This window comes from Hydrogenophaga sp. (genome assembly GCF_036675665.1).
Classification (GTDB): domain Bacteria; phylum Pseudomonadota; class Gammaproteobacteria; order Burkholderiales; family Burkholderiaceae_C; genus Hydrogenophaga.
Map to the genome: position 1 here is coordinate 63,166 of NZ_JAKFEO010000037.1, position 20,561 is coordinate 83,726.

A 20,561-nucleotide genomic window follows, 5' to 3' on the forward strand; every position below is an offset into this window, starting at 1 on the left:
CGCCGTGTTGCTCAGGCCACAGCCGCGGGCCCTGGGCGCATCCAGACAATGCAACGCTCGGCGTCCAGCCCGGGCACCTGGAGCTGTTCCACGTGAAACACATCCACCGCACCGGCCTCGGACGCCAACGTGGCCAGCTCGTCGCCGGGGTGTTTGCCCTTCATGGCCATCCAGACGCCACCGGGCATCAGCGCGCCTTGCGACCAGTTGGTGAAGTCCACCAGCGAGGCGAAGGCGCGCGAGCACACCACGTCAAAGCCCTGCCCCGACAGGGCGTTGAGACTCTCCACCCGAGCGTGCAGCCCGCGCAGGTTGGGCAGCTTCAGGGTGGCGGCCGCCTGCTGGATAAAGGCTGCCTTCTTGGCCACGGTGTCCACGCAGGTCACGTCGATCTGTGGGCAGGCGATGGCGATCACCACGCCGGGCAAGCCGCCGCCGGAACCCACGTCGAGCAGCTTGGCCGGCCGATCGCCCACTTGTTGAAGCAAGGGCTTGATGGCCGCCAGGCTGTCCAGCAGGTGGTGGGTCATCATCTCTTCGGGCAAGCGCACGGCCGTGAGGTTGTAGACCTTGTTCCACTTCTGAAGCAGGCCCAGGTAGTCGAGCAACAGATCGACCTGGCGTGCGTCGAGCGCGAGCTGCAGCGACTGCAGGCCGGCCTGCAGGGTGGTCCTCAAATCGCTCATGCTTCCAGATCCGCCGCCACTGGCAAGGTGGCAAAGCCCTTGAAGCCACCCTTCTTCAAATGGATCAGCAGCAGCGAGATGCTCGCGGGCGTGATGCCCGAGATGCGCGAAGCCTGGCCCAGCGTCTCGGGCCGGTGTTTGGCCAGCTTTTGCCGCGCCTCGAACGACAAGGCCGTCACCTGCAAGTAGTCCAGATCGGTCGGCAGCTTGAGGCCCTCGAAGTGCGAGGCCCGCTCCACTTCGTTCTTCTGGCGGTCGATGTAGCCCGAGTACTTGGCCGCAATTTCCACCTGCTCCACCACCGGCTCCAGCAGGTCGCCCAGTGTTTCACGTGAAACATCGGGCCCCGCGTACTTTCCGGCGTCGAGCCCCACCAGTTCGGCATAAGCCACGCCGGGCCGGCGCAGCAGGTCGAACAGGTTGTGTTCGTGTTCGATGGCCTTGCCCAGCACCCGCTCCGATTCGGCCGCGGGCAAACTGCGCGGGTTCACCCAGGTGGCTTTGAGGCGCTCTGTTTCACGTGAAACAGCGTCGCGCTTGCGGCAGAAGGCGCCCCATTGGGCATCGCCCACCAGGCCCATGCGACGACCCGCTTCGGTCAGGCGCATGTCGGCGTTGTCCTCGCGCAGCTGCAGGCGGAACTCGGCCCGGCTGGTGAACATGCGGTAGGGCTCGGTCACGCCCTGGGTGATGAGGTCGTCCACCAGCACGCCGAGGTAGGCCTCGTCGCGGCGCGGCAACCAGGCGTCTTCACCCCGGCACTGCAGCGCGGCGTTGATGCCGGCGAACATGCCCTGCGCCGCCGCCTCTTCGTAGCCCGTGGTGCCATTGATCTGGCCCGCGAAGAACAGGCCCTGGATCTGCCTGGTTTCGAAACTGCTCTTGAGCGAACGCGGGTCGAAGTAGTCGTACTCGATGGCGTAGCCCGGCCGAAGGATGTGGGCGTTCTCCAGACCCTTCATGCTGCGCACCAGCTGGTACTGGATGTCGAACGGCAGGCTGGTGGAGATGCCGTTGGGGTAGACCTCGTGGGTGGTCAGGCCTTCGGGCTCCAGAAAGATCTGGTGGCTGTCCTTGTCGGCAAAGCGGTTGATCTTGTCTTCCACGCTCGGGCAGTAACGCGGGCCCACGCCCTCGATCTTGCCGGTGAACATGGGGCTGCGGTCGAAGCCGCTGCGGATGATGTCGTGCGTGCGCTCGTTGGTGTGCGTGATCCAGCACGGCACCTGCTGCGGGTGCATGGCTGTGTTGCCCAAGAAGCTGAACACGGGCACGGGTTTGTCGGCGTTCATGCCGCCGGGCACGCCGTCGCCGGGCTGCTCGGTGCACTGGCTGTAGTCGATGCTGCGGCCGTCCAGGCGCGGCGGCGTGCCGGTTTTCAGGCGCCCCTGCGGCAGCTTGAGCTCTTTCAGGCGCGCCGAGAGCGACACCGCGGGCGGGTCACCCGCGCGGCCGGCCGCGTAGTTGTTCAAGCCCACATGGATCTTGCCGTCGAGGAAGGTGCCGGCGGTCAACACCACGGTGCGGCTGCGAAAGCGGATGCCCACCTGCGTCACGGCACCCACCACGCGGTCACCTTCGACCATCAGGTCGTCCACCGCCTGCTGGAACAACCAGAGGTTGGGCTGGTTCTCCAGCATGCGGCGGATCGCGGCCTTGTAGAGCACGCGGTCGGCCTGGGCGCGGGTGGCGCGCACGGCCGGACCCTTGGAGCTGTTGAGGATGCGGAACTGGATGCCGCCTTCGTCGGTGGCCAGCGCCATGGCGCCGCCCATGGCGTCCACCTCTTTGACCAGGTGGCCCTTGCCAATGCCGCCGATGCTGGGGTTGCAGCTCATCTGGCCCAGGGTCTCGATGTTGTGGGTCAGCAGCAGCGTCTTGCTGCCCATCCGCGCAGCCGCGAGCGCGGCTTCGGTGCCGGCGTGGCCGCCGCCAACGACGATGACGTCAAATTCCTGGGGGTACAACATGGTGGTGATCGCTTCCGGGGTGCTGCCAGCCCGGCGCCCCGGGCAACCCGGGATTGTCCCACCGTTGCGCCTTTTCTGCCCCACCCCCGCCATCCGGCCGACGCAGGAGGGGCGTCGGCCCCAGCGCGATGCCCGGATGGCGGGCACGCCAGCGAATTCCTAACCTGAGCGCCGGCCCATTCCCGGGCAGACCACAGGAAGGATTCGCATGAAAACACACTGGCTCGCGGCCTCCGCTGCGCTCGCCTGCTTCAACGCTCAAGCCAGCGCCGGCTTCATGTTCGGCATCAGCCACAACTTTGGCGGCGACACCGGCGTCACCTTCAAGATCCTGTCGTCCGACCGCCGCAACCAGCCGGTGCTGGCCGCGGGCGTGAGCTTCTTCCCCGGCGACGGCCGCCGGATCGGCCTGGACGTGGGTGTGGGCTACAGCTTCCGGCGCACCACCGTCACCTTCAGCCGCGACCTGGTCATGGAGCACTTCCAGGTCGCGTGGGGGCTGTCGAGCACCCGCTGCCCGCCCGCACCCGCCCCTTCCCCGGTACCGGCACCGGCACCGGTGGCACCCCCGTCTCCACCTCCGCCGCCAGCACCACCCCCTGAACCCGAGGACGGCGGTTTCTTCAACAGCGTCTTCTGAGCGAAGGACACGACAATGGGAGGATGAGCACACCCCTTCCCCTCCTCGTTTTTGCAGGCAGCACCCGCCGCCAATCCTTCAACCGACAGCTGGCCACGGTCGCCGCCAGACGCGCCCAGGCCGAAGGCGCCCAGGTCACCCACATCGAACTGGCCGATTTCGATCTGCCGATCTACAACGCCGACCTGGAAGCGCGCGGCACGCCCGCGGCCGCCGTCAAGCTCAAGGAACTCTTCCACGCCCACCCGGCCTGGATCATCGTTTCGCCCGAGTACAACGGCAGCTACACCGCGCTGCTGAAGAACACCATCGACTGGGTCTCCAGCCCCATCAAGGGCGACCCGCTCTGGTCCAACGGCACCAAGCCGTTCACCGGCAAGGTGGTGGGCCTGCTGAGCGCCTCGCCCGGCGCCCTGGGGGGCCTGCGGAGCCTGTCGCACCTCACGCCACTGCTCCTGAATCTGGAGTGCTGGGTGGCGCCCAGGCAGTTTGCGCTCTCTCGGGCGGGTGAAGCCTTCGACCCCGACGGCCAACTGGCCACCGAAGCCGCGCGCAACGCCGTGCACGGCGTGGTCGACCAGGTTCTGTGGGCTGGTCAGCGGCTGCAGCCCTGAGTTTCACAACCCATGGTCTTGGCTGTCCCGCCGCCCCTGACTTGCCGCCCCGGCTGTGCGGCCTGCTGCACCGCGCCGTCCATCAGCAGCCCCTTGCCCGGCCTGCCGATGGGCAAACCCGCCGGCATGGCCTGCCCGCAGCTTGACGCCGAATTGCGTTGCCGGCTGTTCGGCCAGCCCGAGCGCCCGGCGGTGTGCAGCTCACTCGCCCCCGGGCCCGAGATGTGCGGCAACAACCGCGAACACGCCATGGCCTGGCTGAGCCAGCTGGAACGCGACACCCAACCCCAACCCCCATGAACACCACCGACTGGCGCAGCCTCAGCCACCTCTACCCGGCGCTCCAGTCGGCCGTGTCGGCCACCGACGCCGAAGCCCTGGCCGTGATGGACGTGCCCGCCGGCACCACCCTGTTTCGTGAACAGGAGCGCTGCGGCGGCTTTCCGCTGCTGCTCAGCGGCGAGGTGCGGGTCTCGCGCTCGGCCAGCAGCGGGCGCGAGCTGGAGCTCTACCGCGTGGTGCCGGGCGAGATGTGCCTGGTGTCCTCGTCGTGCCTGTTCGTGGAGCAGCCGCTGAGCGCACACGGGGTCACGGTCAAGCCCACCCGGCTGGCGCTGCTGGCGCCTGCGGCGTTCCGCGCCGCGCTGGCCCACACCGACTTTCGGGACTTCGTGCTCGGCCTGTTCGCCGCGCGCCTGGCCGACCTCACCGGCCTGATCGAGGCCATTGCCTTCCAGCGGCTCGACAGCCGCCTGGCCGCCGCCCTGCTCGGCCACGGCACCCAGGTGCACGCCACCCACCAGGCGCTGGCCGACGAGCTGGGCACGGTGCGCGAAATCGTCACCCGCCTGCTGCACCGCTTCGAGCGCGACGGCTGGGTGGAGCTCTCGCGCGAGTGCATCACCGTGCGCGACAGTGCCGCCCTGCGTGCACTCGCCGCCCTGCAGCCCCGTTGACACTGCCGCCAGACCTCTGTGACCCAGGTCACATACCCGGCGTGCGCCTGCGGGCCCAATGGCTGCACACCACCCCACTCCGGGGCGGCCCAGTCAACGGAGAAACACCATGACCAAAAACGTCGGCGGCATCGACCGCGCCCTTCGCATCGCCATCGGCCTGGCCCTCATCGCCGCGGCCGCCACCGGCACCGTCGGCCTGTGGGGTTACATCGGCGTGGTGCCCCTGCTCACCGGCCTGGTGGGCTGGTGCCCGCCCTACGCCATGCTGGGCTTCAACACCTGCTCCATGAAGAAGTGACCCATCGGGCGCGTCTGTCCTTGCTGGGACACGACAGACGTGCCCAAGCGGCATAAAGTGCAGGGCTCGCGTCCGGTCGAGGCGCGCCAGGAGACACCCCATGCACATCCCGTCCCTCAGAGAAGTCGTCAGCGCCGAAGAATGGGCGCTGCGTTGTGACCTTGCCGCCTGCTACCGCCTCGTCGCGGCCTACGGCTGGAGCGATCTGGTCTTCACCCACATCAGCGCCAAGCTGCCCGACTCGGTCACCGGCGGGGAGCACCACTTCCTCATCAACCCCTACGGCCTGATGTTCGACGAGATCACGGCGAGCAGCCTGGTCAAGGTCGACATGGGCTGCAACAAGCTGCTGGACTCGCCCTTTCCGGTGAACCCCGCCGGCTTCGTGATCCACAGCGCCGTGCACGAAGCGCGCCCCGAAGCCGGCTGCGTGATGCACACCCACTCGCGCGCCGGCGTGGCGGTGAGCGCGCAGAAGGCCGGCATTCTGCCCATCAGCCAGCAAAGTACGTTTGTACTCGCTTCTCTCGCATACCACGCCTACGAAGGCGTGGCCTTGCGGTCCGAGGAAAAGGTGCGCCTGCAGGCCGACCTGGGCAAAGCCAACCACCTGGTGCTGCGCAACCACGGCCTGCTCACCGTGGGCAAGACCATCCCCGACGCCTTCCTGGCCATGTACACGCTGGAGAACACCTGCCGCATCCAGATCGACGCCCTGGCCGGCGGCACCGAACTCACCCAGGTCGACCCCGCCATCCTCGCCGGCATGGCCGACGTGATGCGCGTGGCCACCGCCGGGCTGGGCTCACAGCTGGCCTGGCCGGCGCTGCTGCGCAAGGTGGAGAAGCTGGATGCGGGGTACAGGACTTGAGCGTCTCCGAAGACCCGAAGGGAATGCGCACTGCGGCCTTTGTGCGCCCCGCTCGATGGAAGGGTCAGGCTGCATTCTTGCTCACCCAGACCACCAGCAATGCGGCTCCGAGTGCCACCTGAACCCACACCACTGCACGTGTGACCTGAAGAAGTCTGGCACCTACGGCTTGGCTTGACCGTAGAACGGCACCGATGGCCAAGACAGGGAAGAACGAAACAACCCAGGCGAACCAGGCAACCCCGACGCCCATGCACCCGAAGCTCTCGCACCTGAGCCGCCAAACAAGCACTGCAGTTACGGCCAGAGCCAGAACTGCTGCGACGTAGATTGCGACGAACACCTTGCTCACGGATGGGATGCCTTGCATGTCAGGGTGCCTTGTTTGAACCTCAGAAGGGCCGCATTCTCGCCACACAACGCTACGCGGCCGAACACCTTCGAACAGTTTCAAGTGTTCTTGTTGTGATCTCTTTGCCGAATGTCTTTTCGAGCAACACCATGAAGGCAGGGCCTTTCTCGTTGGGCACATAGGCCGAGAACACTTCTGTGCGCTCCAGCCTGAGGATGGAGGCTTGCGACTTCTCTATTGGCAGCTTGATCGGCTCTTCGTGTGGCTTGCGCAGGAAAGTGATGACTGGTTTTGCGTTGGCAGGCAAGTTGAACTCACCGAATGGCGCTCGTTCGACAAGCAACTGAAGAAAGGGGGAAGGTCTGACAATGGTCTGGAACGTCCTTCCAAGGTGTTTTTCCATTGCCGCCTCTGCCATTTTTTCCAGGATGGGAACGATTGCCGGGTTCGCTGAAAACGCCACGTTTCCACTGGACAGGAGAGTCTTGACATCACCGAAGCCCGCAGCTTCGAAGCAGCGTTTTAGCTCTGGCATCTTGCAGTTCATCGGGCTGACGCCCCGAAGGAAGGCTACATAGCGCTGCATGGAGGCTCCAGTTGTGGTCTAACGGCTGAGCTGAGCGGCGAGCGCGCCGCAGTTTGAGCTTGGCACTTCATCTTCCGCGCATCCGCTCCAGCGAAGGGTCAGGCGTGCGAGAGAACGAACCATCCGCGACCTGAACCGAATGCAATTTTGCTCAAAGCGGGTGCGCAACTGAACGTTGGTCAATGTCACTCGATCTGCCCTGGCTGCCGGTGTTCTCGAATGCCAGCCACCCGAGATGCAACGGCTAGCCAGCCCGCGCCACGAACGCCGTCATGCCTTCCAGCACAGTGCGCAACCGCATGAGTTCTCGCGAGCCGTCCAGTCGAGGGGACAACGATGCCAGCTTCGACACCCAGCCCAGGCGCGGCAACAGGTGCGCAATGAAGTCGCGCAGGGCGGGGCCGCCGGTACCCGCGTCGGCGTAGGCCTGCAGCACCGCGCGCACCGCGTCCGGCCCCTGCGGCTGCAGGTAGCGCGCCAATGACAGCAACAGCTGCAGCGCGTCGTACACCTGCACCGTGGCCAGCGCCATGCCGGGTTGCAGGCGCTCTTCGAAGTCGAGCCGGGCGAAGTGTTCGCCGTTCCAGGTGAGGTTGCGGGTCTGGGCGCCGCCGTGCCAGTGGCCGCGGGTGTGAAAGCCCGCCAGGTCGGCGCTGGCGGCGCACATCAGCGCCAGGTGTTCACCTTCGGGCAGGCGGTGCAGCACATGGTCCAGCGTGTCGCCGATGTCGCTGGTGGTCAGTGAAAAGCCGTCGAAAGCCAGCACGGTGGGCACGTGCTCGCCGGCGGCCGCCAGGGTCAGCAGGCGCTGGTGCTCAAAGGCGAGCAGCTCGGCGCCATCGGTCTGGCGCACCGCGTGCCACGGCACCGGCACACCGACGAAATGCGCGAACACCCAGATGCTGGCGGACTTGCGCCAGCTGCGCAGCGGCCGGTCGGCGGTCTTGGTCCAGGTCTTGGCGGACGCGGTGGGGGCGGCAGGGGCGGTGGGGGTGTTCAAGCAGCCGGATTATCCCGAAACCCGGGGCACCCCGCGGAACTGGCTCTGCCAGGCCGCGGGGTGCGCCCCCTTGAGGGGGTGAGGCCGCAGGCGGCGCGGGGGTGCTTTCGATCAGGCGGCGTTGCCGTAGCGATCCAACTCCCAGTCGCTCACCTGCTGGCTGTAGCTGGCCCATTCGGCGCGCTTGAGCGCGAGGAACTCGGCACAGAACGCATCGCCCACGGCGGCACGCAACGGTGCGTCCTGCTCGAGCGCCTGCAGCGCGGCGAACAGGTCGCGCGGCAGGCGTTCGGGCAAGGCTTCGCCACGCGCGTGCAATTCATACAGATCGTCGGCGCAGGGCGTGGTGGCGGGCAAGGCCTGCTCGATGCCCGAGAGGCCGGCGGCCAGCGTGGCGGCGATGGCGGCGTACACGTTGCACGACGGGTCGGGCAGGCGCCACTCGATGCGCCCGGCCACGGTGCGCACAAGGCAGGTGCGGTTGTTGTCGCCCATGGCCTTCCACACCGGCGACCAGGTCGTGCCGGATGCGCTGCGGCTGGCCGCCAGGCGCTTGTAGCTGTTGACGGTGGGCGCGCACAGGGCGGCCAATGCGTCGGCGTGGTGCAGCAGGCCGGCGGCGAACTGGTGGCCAGTGGTGCTCAGGCCCAGCGCGCCGGCCGGGTCGGCCATCACCGCCCGACCGTCCGCATCGGTGAGGCTCAGGTGGAAATGCAGCCCACTGCCCGGCGCGTGCGCCAGCGGCTTGGGCATGGTGGAGAACACCGCGCCGTGTTGCGCCGCCACCGCCTGCGCGGCCAGTTTGAAGAGCTGGTAACGGTCGGCGGCGGCCAGCGCGTCGTCGTGCTGGTAGTTGATCTCGTACTGGCCACACGCGTCTTCGTGGTCGATCTGCTGCAACCCGAAGCCCAGCGCGGTGAGCGTCTGGCGCATGGCATCGAGAAAGGCGAAGTTGCGGCCGATGGCCTGCAGGTCGTACGAGGGTTTGGAGAGACCGTCCAAGGCATCGGCCACCTGCCAGCGGCCCTGCGCGTCGCGCTTGAGCAGGAAAAACTCGGGCTCGATGCCGACCCACAGCGTCCAGCCGCGCGCGTTCAGGCGCTCGACCTGGCGCTTGAGCACCTGGCGCGAGCAGGTATCCAATGGCTCGCCGCCGGCAAAACCGTCGCACACCGCGTGTGCCACGCCGGGCATGAAGGGCAGGGGCCGCAAGCTCTCGGGCACCACCCGGCCCATGTACTCGCTGCGCGCGCCCATGCGCGGCAGGCCGGTGCCGCTGATGCTCGGGCCGGAGAAGCCGGCGCCGCTGGCCACCGCACCGGGCAGGCCTTCGAGCGGCACCAGCTTGCCCTTGGGACCGCCGGGCAGGTCGGTGAAGGTGGTGAGCACCGAGTGGATGCCCTGCGCGCGCAGGGCGTAGATACGTTCGTCCAATGACAAGCTCAAGCGAGCACCTCGGCCAGCGCGGCATCGAACGCGGCCAGGCCTTCGGCAAACACGCTGTCTTCGATGGTCAACGGAAAGAGGAAACGGATCACGTTGCCGTGGACGCCGCAGGTCAGCAGCAGCAGGCCACGCTTGAGTGCGGCGGCTTGCACCTGCTTCGTGGTGTCGGCATCGGGCGCGCCGGCGGGGTCGATGAATTCGCAAGCCACCATGGCGCCCAGGCCGCGCACGTCGCCCATGCGCTTGGGGTACATGGCGCTCTGGGTCGTCAGGTGGCCGATGAGCTGGTCACCCAGCTTCTGCGCGCGCTCGGGCAGCTTTTCCTCGGCCATCACGTCGAGCACCGCATGCGACGCCGCGATGGCCAGTGGGTTGCCGGCGTAGGTGCCGCCCAGGCCGCCCGGGGCCGGGCCGTCCATGATGGCGGCCTTGCCCGACACGGCGGAGAGCGTGGTGCCGCCAGCCATGCTCTTGGCCATGGTCATGAGGTCGGGGCTCACACCGAAATGCTCCATGGCAAACATCTTGCCGGTGCGCGCAAAGCCGGTCTGCACCTCGTCGGCCACCAGCAGGATGCCGTGCTGGTCACACAGCTCGCGCAACCACTTCACGGCCGCCGGCTGGATCACGTTGAAACCGCCCTCGCCCTGCACCGGCTCGAACACGATGGCCGCCACACGCGAAGGCTCGATGTCGCACTTGAACAGTTGCTCCATCGCGTGCTTCGTGTCATCGAGCGACACACCCTGGCACGGAAACGGCACGTGGTAGATCTCGGGCGGAAACGGGCCGAAGCCGGCCTTGTAGGGCTGCACCTTGCCGGTGAGCGCCACCGCGAACATGCTGCGGCCGTGGAAGGCACCGCCAAAGGCGATGACGCCGGTGCGCCCGGTGCTGTAGCGCGCGATCTTCATCGCGTTCTCGATCGCCTCCGCGCCGGTGGAGAAAAACGCGGTCTTCACCGGACCGTCGATCGGCACGATGGCGTTGATGCGCTCGGCCAGCGCCACGTACTCGGTGTAGGGGACAACCTGGTAACAGCTGTGGGTGAAGCGCTGCAGCTGCGCCGCAATGGCGGCCTGCACCTTGGGGTGCACGTGGCCGGTGTTGAGCACCGCGATGCCGCCCGCGAAGTCGATGAAGCGGCGGCCCTCGATGTCCCAGAACTCGGCGTTCAAGGCCCGGTCGATGAAGAAGTCGCCATACACCCCCACGCCGCGCGGCGTGGCAGCCTGGCGGCGCGCGTGCCAGGCGGCGTTGGTGCTGTCGGTCTTGATGTCGTTCATGGCGTTCATCGTGGTCTCCTTCAAACGGGGCTGTCGATCCTGATCCAGGTGGTTTTCGTCTCGGTGTACTTGTCGAACGCATGCAGCGACTTGTCGCGCCCCACGCCACTCTGCTTGAAGCCGCCAAACGGCACGGTGATGTCGTCCTCGTCGTACGAGTTCACGTGCACCGTGCCCGCGCGCAGCGCACGCGCCACGCCGTGCGCCTTGTTGATGTCGCGGGTCCACACGGCGGCCTGCAGGCCGTACACGCTGTTGTTGGCCTCGCGCACCACCTCGGCCGCGTCTGTGAACGAGAGCACCGAGAGCACCGGGCCAAAGATCTCCTCACGCGCGATCGTCATCTGCGGCGTCACGCCGTCGAAGATGGTGGGCAGCACGTAGTTGCCGCCGGCCACCGGCATGGCCGACTCGCCGCCGGTCAGCAGCTTCGCGCCCTCGGATTTGCCCGACTCGATGTAGCGCAGCACCGTGTCCATCTGAACCTTGTCGACGATGGCACCCATGGTGGTGGACTTGTCCAGCGGGTTGCCGGGTTGGTAGTCGGGCACCAGCTTCAAGGCTTTCTCCAGGAAGGCGTCCTTGATCGACGCCTCCACGAACAGGCGCGAGGGCGCGTTGCAACTCTCGCCCTGGTTGAAGAAGATGCTGCTCACCGCCGCGTCCACCGCCTTGTCCAGGTTCGGGCAGTCGGCGAACACGATGTTGGGCGACTTGCCGCCGAGCTCGGTCCAGGCGCGCTTGAGGTTGCTCTGTCCGGCCATCACGTGGATCTGCTTGCCCACGCGGGTGCTGCCGGTGAAGGCGATGCAGTCCACGTCCATGTGCAGGGCCAGCGGGCTGCCGGCCTCGGGGCCGTAGCCCGGCACCACGTTGAACACGCCGGGCGGGATGCCGGCGGCCAGCGCCAGCTCGGCCAGGCGCAGCGCTGTGAGCGGGCTCTTTTCGCTGGGTTTCAAGACCACCGAATTGCCGGCGGCCAGCGCGGGCGCGATCTTCCACGCCGCCATGATCAGGGGGTAATTCCAGGGCACGATCACGCCCACCACACCCACCGGCTCGCGCGTGATCAGCGCCAGCGCAGTGCGCCCCGTGGGTGCGATCTCGTCGTACACCTTGTCCACCGCCTCGCCGTACCAGCGGATGCAGCTGGCCGCGCTGTTCACGTCCACGCTCTTGGCGTACTTGATGGGCTTGCCCATGTCCAGCGTTTCGGTCAGCGCCAGTTCGTCGGCGTGCGCACCCAACTGCTCGGCGAACTTGATCATGATGCGCTTGCGTTGGGCTGGCGCCAGGCCGCTCCAGCGGCGGTCTTCAAAGGCGGCGCGACCGGCGGCCACGGCGGCGTCAATGTCGGCCTCGCCGCAACGCGCCACGGCGGTGAGCACACGGCCGTCCACCGGCGAGATGCAGTCAAAGGTCTGGCCATCGCGCGCGGCGACGCGTTCGCCGTTGATGAATGCGCGGCCGTCGAAAGTCAGGTCGGTCATGGAATCGGGTCCCGGGGGTTGAACTGCCATTCCGTTCAGGCTGAGCCTGTCGAAGCCCTTCGACAGGCTCAGGGCGAACGGGAGATTGGTTCCATGCTACGCCCGAAACCCGGGCCCGCGCCAGTCCACTTTGGCCGGCCGGCAGCGGCCCAGTGGGCCACTGCCACGGGTGGCTTCAGCCCGGGTTGAGGGCCACCAGCTCGGCCCGCGTCGCCGCGGCGATCTCACGCTCGCGGCGGCGCGTGGCGCGCGCCACCCACACCGCGTAGCCCACGATGCCGATGGTCACCGTCACGATCAGCAGCGTGGCCGCGGCGTAGATGGTCGGGTTGATGCCGCGCCGCGCGTAGCCGAAGATCACCTGTGGCAGCGTGTTCACGCCCGGGCCGGAGAGGAATTCGGAGATCACCACGTCGTCGAACGACAACGTGAACGACAGCAGGAAGGCGGCCAGGATGCCCTGGAAGATGTTGGGCAGGGTGATCAGGAAAAACACCTGCAGCGGCCGCGCCCCGAGGTCCATGGCGGCCTCCTCGATCGAGCGGTTCATCTCCATCAGGCGCGACTGGATCACCACCATGCCGTAGGCCATGCCCAGCAGTGTGTGGCCGAAGATGATGGTGAGCATGCCGCGCTCGGGCCAGCCGAAGGCGTTCTGCGCGCCCACCATCAGCAGCAGCAGCGACAGGCCGATCACCACCTCGGGCATCACCAGCGGCGCGTTGACCATGCCCGAGAAGATGGTGCGGCCGACGAAGCGCCGGTAGCGCACCAGCACGAAGGCGGCAAAGGTGCCGAGCACGGCCGAGAGCACGCCGGTGACTGCGGCGATCTTGAGCGAGAGCCAGAAGCCCTCGACGATCTTGGTGTCGCGCGTGAGCGCCTCGTACCAGCGCAGCGAGAAGCCGGTGAAGTTGGCGTCCTGCCGTGTGCTGTTGAAGCTGAACACGATCATGAAGAACAGCGGCAGGTACAGGAACAGGTAGACCGCAGCAAGCCAGAATTTGCCGAAGTGTTTTTCGAGGATCTGTTTCATGTCACTTCGCCTCGTCGCTGGTGTAGTGGTAATAGATCGCCAGCGGCACGACGATCAGCGCGATCATCACCACCGCCAGCGCCGTGGCGCGCGGCCAGTTGTTGCTGGTGAACATCTCGTCCCACACGACGCGGCCGATCATGATGTTCTCCGGCCCGCCGAGCAGCGAGGGAATCACGAACTCGCCCACCGAGGGAATGAACACCAGCATGAAGCCGGCCACGATGCCGGCCTTGGACAGCGGCACGGTGATCAGCCAGAAGGCCTTGAACGGCGTGGTGCCCAGGTCGTAGGCAGCCTCGAGCAGGCGAAAGTCCATCTTCACCAGCGTGGCGTACAGCGGCAGCACCATGAAGGGCAGGTACACATAGGTCATGCCCACCAGCATGGACACGTTGGTGTAGAGCATCAGGATGGGCTCACTCGTGATGCCCACGGCCATCAGCAGCTGGTTGAGCACGCCCTGGTCGGCCAGGATGCCTTTCCATGCGTACACGCGCAGCAGGAACGAGGTCCAGAACGGCAGCATCACCATCATCAGCAGCGCGGGGCGCACGCTGGCCGGCGAACGCGCGATGAAGTAGGCGAACGGGTAGCCGATCACCAGGCACAGCATGGCCGTCCACAGCGCATACCAGATCGAACGCAGGTAGGCCTCGATGTAGATGGTCTTGAAGAGCTCACCGCCTTCGTCGCGGAAGATGGTCCAGTAGTTCTCGTACTTCAGGCTGAGCAGGCCGGTCTGGCTGTCCCAGATCGGCTTGAACGGGTTGATGCTCTCGCCCATGTCCACAAAGCTGATGTAGAGCAGGATCAGGAAGGGCAGGAGGAAGAAGACAAACAGCCAGACGTAAGGCACGCCGATGACGAAGCGTTTGCCGGGCATGAAGGGTGAGGTGCTCATGGTGGCCTCCCGCTCAATCCCGCAGCACCACGCCGGCAATGTCACTCCACCAGAAGAAGACGTTGTCTTCCCAGGTGATGTCGGACAGGTCCTGGCGCGAGGTGTTGGCTTCGGTGATCTTCACGCGCAGGCCTTCGGCGGCCTGCACGATGTAGGTGTTGTAGGAACCGAAGTAGGCGATCTCCTTGACCTTGCCGCTGAACAGGTTGGGGCCGACGCCCTCGGGGCGCTGCTTGCTGATCTCGATCTTCTCGGGCCGCACGGCGATCGTCACCGGCATGTGGAGCGTGCCGCTCACGCCGTGGCCCACATGAATCTCGCCGACGACGGTGGTTGCCGCGCAGCGGTTGGGCTCGTCCACGCTGAGCTTGCCTTCGAACAGGTTGACGTTGCCGATGAAGTCGGCCACGAAGCGGTTGGCCGGGTGTTCGTAGATCTCTTCGGGGCTGCCCACCTGCAGCACGCGGCCCTTGCTCATGATGGCGATGCGGCTGGCCATGGTCATGGCCTCTTCCTGGTCGTGCGTGACCATCACCACCGTCACGCCCACTTTTTCGATGATGTTCACCAGTTCGAACTGGGTCTGCTCGCGCAGCTTCTTGTCGAGCGCGCCCAGGGGCTCGTCGAGCAGCAGCAGCTTGGGCCGCTTGGCCAGGCTGCGCGCCAGCGCCACGCGCTGCTGCTGGCCGCCCGAGAGCTGGTGCGGCTTGCGCTGGGCGTAGGGCGTGAGCTGCACCAGGCCCAGCATCTCGTCGGTGCGCTGCTGCACCTCGGCCTTGGGCAGGCCTTCGCGCTTCAAGCCAAAGGCGACGTTCTCCCAGATGTTGAGGTGGGGAAACAGCGCGTACGACTGGAACATCATGTTGACCGGGCGCTCGTAGGGCGGCATGGCCGCCACGTCCTGGCCACCCAGCAGGATGCGCCCGGAAGTCGGCTTCTCGAAGCCGGCGAGCATGCGCAGCAACGTCGACTTGCCGCAGCCCGAGCTGCCCAGCAGCGCGAAGATCTCGCCCTTGCCGATGGAGAGGGACACCTCGTCCACAGCCACCGCCTCGTCGAAGCGCTTGACCAGTTTTTCGGTGACCAGATAACCCGTCTGGGTGCCCGTCTCAGCCATGTTCAGTCCTTGAAGTCTTGATGTGCAGATAAGAAAAAGGGCTGTTCATACGGTGCGTACGAACAGCCCTGGGTCAGGTCTGATGAAAACCGGGTCGCCTTACTTGCCCTTCTTGAAGCTGTTGTAGGCGTTGGCCATGGCTTCGCGCGCTTCGTTGGTGAAGCTGCTGGGCGGGATCATCTTGGCGAAGTAGTCGGACTCGACAAAGATCGTCTTGTTGCCGGCAATCTCGGGGTTGATCTTGTCGGTGGCCGCCTTGTTGCCGGTGGGGTAGTTCATCTCGTTGGCCATGGCCGCGGCGTTTTCCGGGCGCAGGTAGAAATCGATGAAGGCCATCGCGTTGTTCGGGTGCTTGGCGTCCTTGGTCACGGCCATGGTGTCAAAGAAGATCAACGCGCCGGTGCTCGGCAGCAGGGCTTCGATCACGTCCTTGGAACCGTTCTCCTTGGCGCGGCCGGCAGCAATGTTCACGTCGCCCGACCAGCCGATGGCCACGCAGGCCTTGCCACCAGCAATGTCGTCGATCATGGTGGAGCTGAACAGGCGCACGTCCTTGCGCACCTTCATGAGCATCTCGTTGGCCAGCTTGTAGTCGGCCGGGTCGTTCGAGTAAGCGTCCTTGCCGATGTAGTGCAGCGCCACCGGGATGATCTCGGTGGGCGAGTCCAGGTAGGCGATGCCGCACGACTTGAGCTTGCTCGTGTACTCGGGCTTGAACACCAGGTCCCAGGCGTTCTCGGGCATGGCCATGCCACCCAGGGCCTTCTCGACCTTGGTCTTGTTGATGCCCACGGTGGTGAAGCCCCAGGCCCACGGCACCAGGTGCTTGTTCTCGGGATCGGCCTTGGTCAGCGTGCTCATGATCGCCGCATCCAGGTTGGCCAGGTTGGGGATCTGGTCCTTCTTGAGCGGCTGCAGCAGGCCGCCTTCGATCTGGCCCTTGGCGAACACGGTGCCGGGCACGACGATGTCGTAGCCGGTGTTGCCCGCCACCAGCTTGGCGTGCAGGGCTTCGTTGGTCTCGAAGGTGTCGTAGTTGACCTTGATGCCGCTTTCCTTCTCGAAGTTGGCGATCATGCCTTCGGGGATGTAGTCGGGCCAGTTGTAGATGTTGAGGACTTTCTCATCGTCGTACACCGGGCCGGCAGGGGCCGCCGGAGCGGCAGGGGCGGCAGCCACCGGAGCCGGCTCGGCCGGAGCGGCCACGGGCTCTTCCTTCTTGCCGCACGACGCCAGCAGGATCGCCGACATTGCAATAACCAAAACGTGTTTCTTCATGGTGGTGCTCGCTCCTGAGAGGGGTTGATCAATGACAACTCGAACCGAAAGGCATGGAAAGACTGGACAACAATCTAGCAAGTTCCAGACCCGCCGCCGCCAAAAACACACCCCATCGGTGTGTTCTGGCCTACTGCAGAGGGCATTCTATTCACGCATGCTGGCCAGCGGCACGCAGTTGGGCCAGGGTGGCATCCAGGCAGGTGTGGATCAACGCCATCATCTCGTCGATCTGGGCGCGTGTCATCACCAGCGGCGGCGCGATGATCATGCGGTCGCCCACGGCGCGCATGATCAGGCCGTTCTTGAAGCAGTGGGCGCGGCACATCATGCCCACGCCCAGGTCCGGGTCGAAGGTGGCGCGCGTGCTCTTGTCCTTCACCAGCACCAGCCCGGCCACGAAACCGCAGGTCTCGGCCACACCCACCAGTGGGTGGTCATTGAGTTCGGCAAAACGCTCGGCGAGATACGGGCCGGTGTCCTCGCGCACCCGGCCCACCAGGTTCTCGCGCTCCATCAGTTCGATGTTGGCCAGCGCCACCGCGCAAGCCACCGGATGGCCACTGTAGGTGTAGCCGTGGTTGAACTCGCCGCCCTGCTCGATCAGCACCTTGGCCACGCGGTCACCCACCATCACACCGCCCAGCGGGATGTAGCCACTGGTCACGCCCTTGGCGAAGGTGATGAGGTCGGGCCGGATGCCGAACTTCTCGTAGGCGAACCAGTGGCCCAGGCGGCCGAAGGCGCAGATCACCTCGTCGCTAATGAGCAGGATGCCGTGCTTGTCCACGATGCGCTGGATCTCAGGCCAGTAGGTGGCCGGCGGGATGATCACGCCGCCGGCGCCCTGCACCGGCTCGGCGATGAAGGCGGCCACCTTGTCGGCGCCGAGTTCGAGGATCTTCTCCTCCAGCCAACCGGCCGCGCGGATGCCGAACGCGTCCTGGCTCTCACCCGGCAGCGCGTTCTCGAAGAAGTAGGGCTGGCCGATGTGCGTGATGTTGGGGATGGGCAGATCGCCCTGCGCGTGCATGCCGCTCATGCCGCCCAGCGAAGCGCCGGCCATGGTGCTGCCGTGGTAGGCGTTCATGCGGCTGATGATCACCTTGCGCTGCGGCTGGCCCAACAGGTCCCAGTAGCGGCGCACCATGCGCACGTTGGTGTCGTTGCTCTCGCTGCCACTGGAGCTGAAGAACACGTGCTCAAAACCCCAACCGCCGACCCTGGGCGCGAGCGCGGCCAGCTTGCTGGCCAGCTGCACCGCCGGCACGTTGGTGGTCTGGAAGAAGCTGTTGTAGAACGGCAGCGTCATCATCTGCTGGTAGGCGGCGTCGGCCAGTTCCTTGCGCCCGTAGCCCGCGTTCACGCACCACAGCCCACTCATGCCGTCGAGGATCTTGTGGCCCTCGGAATCCCACACGTAGATGTTGTCGGCCCGCGTGATCACGCGCGAGCCGCGCGTGGCCAGGTCGCCGTGGTCGGTGAACGGGTGGATGAAGTGGGCGCTGTCCAGCGCCTGGATGGCCTGGGTGTCGTGCTGTTCGGCGCGTCGCACCAGGGCGGGCGGGGCGATGAGGGTCGAGGTGTTCATTCGGGCTTCTCTTTCACTCTTTCAATCAGACATGCAGCAGCAGATGCTCGCGTTCCCACGGTGAGATCACCTTCATGAACTCGTCGAACTCGAGCTCCTTGATCTCGGTGTAGATGGTGATGAATTCCTTGCCCAGCACGTCGTGCAGGTCGGTCTCGCGGCGCAGCCAGTCGAGTGCCTCGCCCAGGCTGCGCGGCAGCGCATAGGGCGAGAGGTAGGCGTCGCCCTTCATCTCGGGCTTGGGCTTGATCTTGTTCTTCAGGCCCAGGTAACCGCAGGCCAGCGTCATGGCCATCGCCACGTACGGGTTCGCGTCGGCACCGATCACGCGGTTCTCCACGCGGCGCGCCTCGGGGCTGGAGATCGGCGAGCGGATGCCCACCGTGCGGTTGTCGTGGCCCCACTCGATGTTGATGGGCGCGGCGGTGTGGCGCGAGAGGCGGCGGTAGCTGTTCACATACGGCGCCACCAGCACCATGGCCGCCGGGATGTAACGCTGCAGACCGCCGATGTAGTGGTAGAACGATTCGGAGGGCGTACCGTCGTCGTTGCTGAAGATGTTCTTGCCGGTCTTCTTGTTCAGGATGCTCTGGTGCACGTGCATCGCCGAGCCGGGCTCGCCCGCGATCGGCTTGGCCATGAAGGTGGCGTACATGTCGTGGCGCAGCGCCGACTCGCGCACCGTGCGCTTGAAGAAGAACACCTCGTCGGCCAGACCCAGCGGGTGGGCGTGGAAGAAGTTGATTTCCATCTGTCCCGCGCCGGCCTCGTGGATCAGCGTGTCCACGTTGAGCTTCATCTTGTCGCAGTAGTCGTAGATCTCCTCGAACAGCGGGTCGAACTCGTTGACCGCGTCGATGCTGTACGACTGGCGCGAGGTCTCGGCGCGGCCACTGCGCCCGATCGGGGGTTTGAGCAGCGTGTTCGGGTCGGTGTTGCGCGCGGTCAGGTAGAACTCCAGCTCGGGCGCGACCACCGGGTCCAGGCCCTCGGCGTCGAAGAGTTCACACACGTGGCGCAGCACGCTGCGCGGCGCGAAGGGCACGAGCTTGCCGTCGTGGTCGAAGCAGTCGTGGATCACCTGCGCGGTGGGGTCGGTGGCCCAGGGCACGATGCGCGCGGTGGTCGGGTCCGGGCGCAGCTGCATGTCGCGGTCGGTCGGCTCGATCACGTCGTAGTACGGCCCGCTGGCCGGAAACTCCCCCGTCACCCCCATCGCCACGATCGCCTGCGGCAGACGCATGCCGCGGTCCTCGGTGAACTTCTCACGCGGCAGGATCTTGCCGCGCGCCACACCGGTTAGGTCGGGCACCAGGCACTCGACCTCGGTCACGCGGTTCTGGTTGAGCCAGTTCTCCAGATCGTTGAAGGTCATTTTCTTTTCGGGGGCTGTCATGTGCCATCTCCGTTGTGGTTGTGTGGGGTGATGCCCGCGTCCTCCGGAGGCACCAAGGGTCCGGCTCCGCCGGCCCGAGATGCCGTCCTCCCTCCCAGCGCCAAAGGCGCGCCAGAGAGGGGGGAAGCCGCGCAGCGGCGCAGGGGGGTGTTCATGTCATGCTCGTGCGAGGTCGGCCGCCTGCAGGCGCAGGCTGTGGCGCGAGCGGCAGGCACGGCCGAAGGCCTCGAAGATGGCGGCGTAGAACGGCGTCTCCCAGCAGCGCCATTCGGGGTGGAACTGCACCGCGTAGGCGAAGGTGCGCGCGCCGCGCACGCCAAAGGCCTCCACCACGCCGTCGGGCGCATGGGCCAGCGCCTCCAGGCTGTCGGCCAGGCGGTTGACGCCCTGGCCGTGCAGCGAGTTGACTTGCGCCTCGGGGCCGCCGGCCCATTCTTCGAACACGCTGCCGGGGGCAAAGTGCACGCTGTGGCTCGGCGCGTACTGCTCGTCGGGCGGCGCGCCCTTGGGCTCGCGGTGGTCCCTCAGGCCGGGCACCTCCTGCACCCGCTGGTGCAGCGTGCCGCCCAGGGCGACGTTGATCTCCTGAAAGCCGCGGCAGATGCCCAGCAGCGGCACGCCCTCGAACACGCAGGCCTTCACCAGCGCCAGCGTGAGCAGGTCGCGGTCGGCGTCCAGCGGCAGGCTGGGGTCCGCCACGTCCTCGGCGAAATGGGAAGGGTGCACGTTGGAAGGCGAGCCGGTCAGCATCACGCCGTCCACCAGCGAGAGCAGGTCGTTGATCTGGTCGGTGTCGGCCAGTGGAAACATCACCGGCTGGGCCTGTGCCCCCACCTTCACCGCCCGGGCGTATTTGTCGCCCAGCAGCAGAAAGGGCATCTGATGACCGTGGTCACCCATCAAGCGGTGGTCGGCGGGCAGCCAGACCATGCACGGCGGCTTGTTCATGTTCTCTCCAGGCAATGGATGGCATTGTGGCCATTGAAGTGGATCACAATCAGAGCCAGTTGAGCCCACACCGTGGTGCCACTTTGCCTTGAA

20 protein-coding genes are annotated in these 20,561 nt (G+C 66.2%); 6 read left to right on the forward strand and 14 right to left on the reverse strand.

Going from position 1 to position 20,561, the window contains the following annotated elements; translation table 11 throughout:
- Positions 1-11: 11 nt before the first annotated feature.
- Both rsmG and mnmG read right to left on the reverse strand, forming a co-directional pair.
- On the reverse strand, positions 12-686 hold the full coding sequence (rsmG, locus tag V6M63_RS14970; protein WP_332743118.1) for a 16S rRNA (guanine(527)-N(7))-methyltransferase RsmG: 675 nt from the start codon (positions 684-686) through the stop codon (positions 12-14).
- On the reverse strand, positions 683-2,656 hold the full coding sequence (gene mnmG, locus V6M63_RS14975) for a tRNA uridine-5-carboxymethylaminomethyl(34) synthesis enzyme MnmG (RefSeq protein ID WP_332743120.1): 1,974 nt from the start codon (positions 2,654-2,656) through the stop codon (positions 683-685). Before mnmG ends, rsmG begins: the two co-directional genes overlap by 4 nt.
- 208 nt (positions 2,657-2,864) lie before the next feature.
- Between mnmG and V6M63_RS14980 the strand changes: the two genes are divergently transcribed.
- The 6 genes from V6M63_RS14980 (at position 2,865) to V6M63_RS15005 (ending at position 6,038) form a co-directional block, all read left to right on the forward strand.
- A complete protein-coding gene (locus V6M63_RS14980; protein ID WP_332743122.1) occupies positions 2,865-3,296 on the forward strand; it encodes a hypothetical protein in 432 nt (143 codons plus the stop codon).
- A gap of 23 nt (positions 3,297-3,319) precedes the next feature.
- On the forward strand, positions 3,320-3,910 hold the full coding sequence (locus V6M63_RS14985; protein ID WP_332743124.1) for an NADPH-dependent FMN reductase: 591 nt from the start codon (positions 3,320-3,322) through the stop codon (positions 3,908-3,910).
- 12 nt (positions 3,911-3,922) lie between these two features.
- The gene (locus V6M63_RS14990) at positions 3,923-4,210 is read left to right on the forward strand and encodes a YkgJ family cysteine cluster protein (RefSeq protein ID WP_332743126.1); all 288 of its coding nucleotides are present in this window, start codon (positions 3,923-3,925) and stop codon (positions 4,208-4,210) included.
- Positions 4,207-4,866: a Crp/Fnr family transcriptional regulator gene (locus V6M63_RS14995; RefSeq protein ID WP_332743128.1), complete on the forward strand. Its 660-nt coding sequence runs from the start codon at positions 4,207-4,209 to the stop codon at positions 4,864-4,866. The genes V6M63_RS14990 and V6M63_RS14995 overlap by 4 nt, the downstream gene beginning before the upstream one ends.
- A 109-nt stretch (positions 4,867-4,975) precedes the next feature.
- Complete coding sequence (locus V6M63_RS15000) at positions 4,976-5,167, forward strand: YgaP family membrane protein (protein WP_332743130.1); 192 nt, start codon at positions 4,976-4,978, stop codon at positions 5,165-5,167.
- A 100-nt stretch (positions 5,168-5,267) separates the two neighbouring features.
- The gene (locus tag V6M63_RS15005; protein ID WP_332743132.1) at positions 5,268-6,038 is read left to right on the forward strand and encodes a class II aldolase/adducin family protein; all 771 of its coding nucleotides are present in this window, start codon (positions 5,268-5,270) and stop codon (positions 6,036-6,038) included.
- A gap of 422 nt (positions 6,039-6,460) precedes the next feature.
- On the opposite strand, the gene V6M63_RS15010 is transcribed toward V6M63_RS15005, so the two are convergent.
- From V6M63_RS15010 to V6M63_RS15065, 12 genes are all read right to left on the reverse strand, one after another.
- Positions 6,461-6,976 (reverse strand): DUF1697 domain-containing protein, encoded by a 516-nt coding sequence (locus tag V6M63_RS15010; RefSeq protein WP_332743134.1) that lies wholly within the window; start codon positions 6,974-6,976, stop codon positions 6,461-6,463.
- A 244-nt stretch (positions 6,977-7,220) separates the two neighbouring features.
- Entirely contained in the window at positions 7,221-7,976 is a 756-nt protein-coding gene (locus V6M63_RS15015) for a hypothetical protein (RefSeq protein ID WP_332743136.1), read from the reverse strand.
- 111 nt (positions 7,977-8,087) lie between these two features.
- A complete protein-coding gene (locus tag V6M63_RS15020; protein ID WP_332743138.1) occupies positions 8,088-9,422 on the reverse strand; it encodes a type III glutamate--ammonia ligase in 1,335 nt (444 codons plus the stop codon).
- Positions 9,419-10,708 (reverse strand): 4-aminobutyrate--2-oxoglutarate transaminase, encoded by a 1,290-nt coding sequence (gene gabT, locus V6M63_RS15025; protein ID WP_332743357.1) that lies wholly within the window; start codon positions 10,706-10,708, stop codon positions 9,419-9,421. Before gabT ends, V6M63_RS15020 begins: the two co-directional genes overlap by 4 nt.
- Before the next feature lie 20 nt (positions 10,709-10,728).
- Entirely contained in the window at positions 10,729-12,198 is a 1,470-nt protein-coding gene (locus V6M63_RS15030) for an aldehyde dehydrogenase (protein WP_332743140.1), read from the reverse strand.
- A gap of 175 nt (positions 12,199-12,373) precedes the next feature.
- A complete protein-coding gene (locus V6M63_RS15035; protein WP_332743141.1) occupies positions 12,374-13,234 on the reverse strand; it encodes an ABC transporter permease in 861 nt (286 codons plus the stop codon).
- 1 nt (position 13,235) lies between these two features.
- Complete coding sequence (locus V6M63_RS15040; RefSeq protein ID WP_332743143.1) at positions 13,236-14,138, reverse strand: ABC transporter permease; 903 nt, start codon at positions 14,136-14,138, stop codon at positions 13,236-13,238.
- Positions 14,139-14,151: 13 nt separating this feature from the next.
- A complete protein-coding gene (locus tag V6M63_RS15045; RefSeq protein ID WP_332743145.1) occupies positions 14,152-15,255 on the reverse strand; it encodes an ABC transporter ATP-binding protein in 1,104 nt (367 codons plus the stop codon).
- Positions 15,256-15,354: 99 nt separating this feature from the next.
- Positions 15,355-16,533, reverse strand: a complete 1,179-nt coding sequence (locus tag V6M63_RS15050) for an extracellular solute-binding protein (RefSeq protein ID WP_332743147.1) — start codon at positions 16,531-16,533, stop codon at positions 15,355-15,357.
- A 151-nt stretch (positions 16,534-16,684) separates the two neighbouring features.
- Complete coding sequence (locus V6M63_RS15055; RefSeq protein WP_332743149.1) at positions 16,685-18,124, reverse strand: aspartate aminotransferase family protein; 1,440 nt, start codon at positions 18,122-18,124, stop codon at positions 16,685-16,687.
- 25 nt (positions 18,125-18,149) lie between these two features.
- Positions 18,150-19,520 (reverse strand): glutamine synthetase family protein, encoded by a 1,371-nt coding sequence (locus V6M63_RS15060; RefSeq protein WP_332743151.1) that lies wholly within the window; start codon positions 19,518-19,520, stop codon positions 18,150-18,152.
- Positions 19,521-19,676: 156 nt separating this feature from the next.
- Complete coding sequence (locus tag V6M63_RS15065; protein ID WP_332743153.1) at positions 19,677-20,468, reverse strand: gamma-glutamyl-gamma-aminobutyrate hydrolase family protein; 792 nt, start codon at positions 20,466-20,468, stop codon at positions 19,677-19,679.
- Between the last annotated feature and the right edge of the window lie 93 nt (positions 20,469-20,561).

Excerpts from the sequence above, each read along its gene's own strand:
- V6M63_RS15030 (WP_332743140.1), bottom strand. The coding sequence starts at position 12,198 with ATGACCGACCTGACTTTCGACGGCCGCGCATTCATCAACGGCGAACGC.
- V6M63_RS15005 (WP_332743132.1), top strand. The coding sequence starts at position 5,268 with ATGCACATCCCGTCCCTCAGAGAAGTCGTCAGCGCCGAAGAATGGGCG.
- V6M63_RS15060 (WP_332743151.1), bottom strand. The coding sequence starts at position 19,520 with ATGACAGCCCCCGAAAAGAAAATGACCTTCAACGATCTGGAGAACTGG.
- gabT (WP_332743357.1), bottom strand. The coding sequence starts at position 10,708 with ATGAACGACATCAAGACCGACAGCACCAACGCCGCCTGGCACGCGCGC.
- V6M63_RS15000 (WP_332743130.1), top strand. The coding sequence starts at position 4,976 with ATGACCAAAAACGTCGGCGGCATCGACCGCGCCCTTCGCATCGCCATC.
- rsmG (WP_332743118.1), bottom strand. The coding sequence starts at position 686 with ATGAGCGATTTGAGGACCACCCTGCAGGCCGGCCTGCAGTCGCTGCAG.
- V6M63_RS15035 (WP_332743141.1), bottom strand. The coding sequence starts at position 13,234 with ATGAAACAGATCCTCGAAAAACACTTCGGCAAATTCTGGCTTGCTGCG.
- V6M63_RS14985 (WP_332743124.1), top strand. The coding sequence starts at position 3,320 with ATGAGCACACCCCTTCCCCTCCTCGTTTTTGCAGGCAGCACCCGCCGC.
- V6M63_RS15065 (WP_332743153.1), bottom strand. The coding sequence starts at position 20,468 with ATGAACAAGCCGCCGTGCATGGTCTGGCTGCCCGCCGACCACCGCTTG.
- V6M63_RS14980 (WP_332743122.1), top strand. The coding sequence starts at position 2,865 with ATGAAAACACACTGGCTCGCGGCCTCCGCTGCGCTCGCCTGCTTCAAC.
- V6M63_RS15055 (WP_332743149.1), bottom strand. The coding sequence starts at position 18,124 with ATGAACACCTCGACCCTCATCGCCCCGCCCGCCCTGGTGCGACGCGCC.
- V6M63_RS14990 (WP_332743126.1), top strand. The coding sequence starts at position 3,923 with ATGGTCTTGGCTGTCCCGCCGCCCCTGACTTGCCGCCCCGGCTGTGCG.
- V6M63_RS14995 (WP_332743128.1), top strand. The coding sequence starts at position 4,207 with ATGAACACCACCGACTGGCGCAGCCTCAGCCACCTCTACCCGGCGCTC.
- V6M63_RS15045 (WP_332743145.1), bottom strand. The coding sequence starts at position 15,255 with ATGGCTGAGACGGGCACCCAGACGGGTTATCTGGTCACCGAAAAACTG.
- V6M63_RS15050 (WP_332743147.1), bottom strand. The coding sequence starts at position 16,533 with ATGAAGAAACACGTTTTGGTTATTGCAATGTCGGCGATCCTGCTGGCG.
- V6M63_RS15010 (WP_332743134.1), bottom strand. The coding sequence starts at position 6,976 with ATGCAGCGCTATGTAGCCTTCCTTCGGGGCGTCAGCCCGATGAACTGC.
- V6M63_RS15040 (WP_332743143.1), bottom strand. The coding sequence starts at position 14,138 with ATGAGCACCTCACCCTTCATGCCCGGCAAACGCTTCGTCATCGGCGTG.
- mnmG (WP_332743120.1), bottom strand. The coding sequence starts at position 2,656 with ATGTTGTACCCCCAGGAATTTGACGTCATCGTCGTTGGCGGCGGCCAC.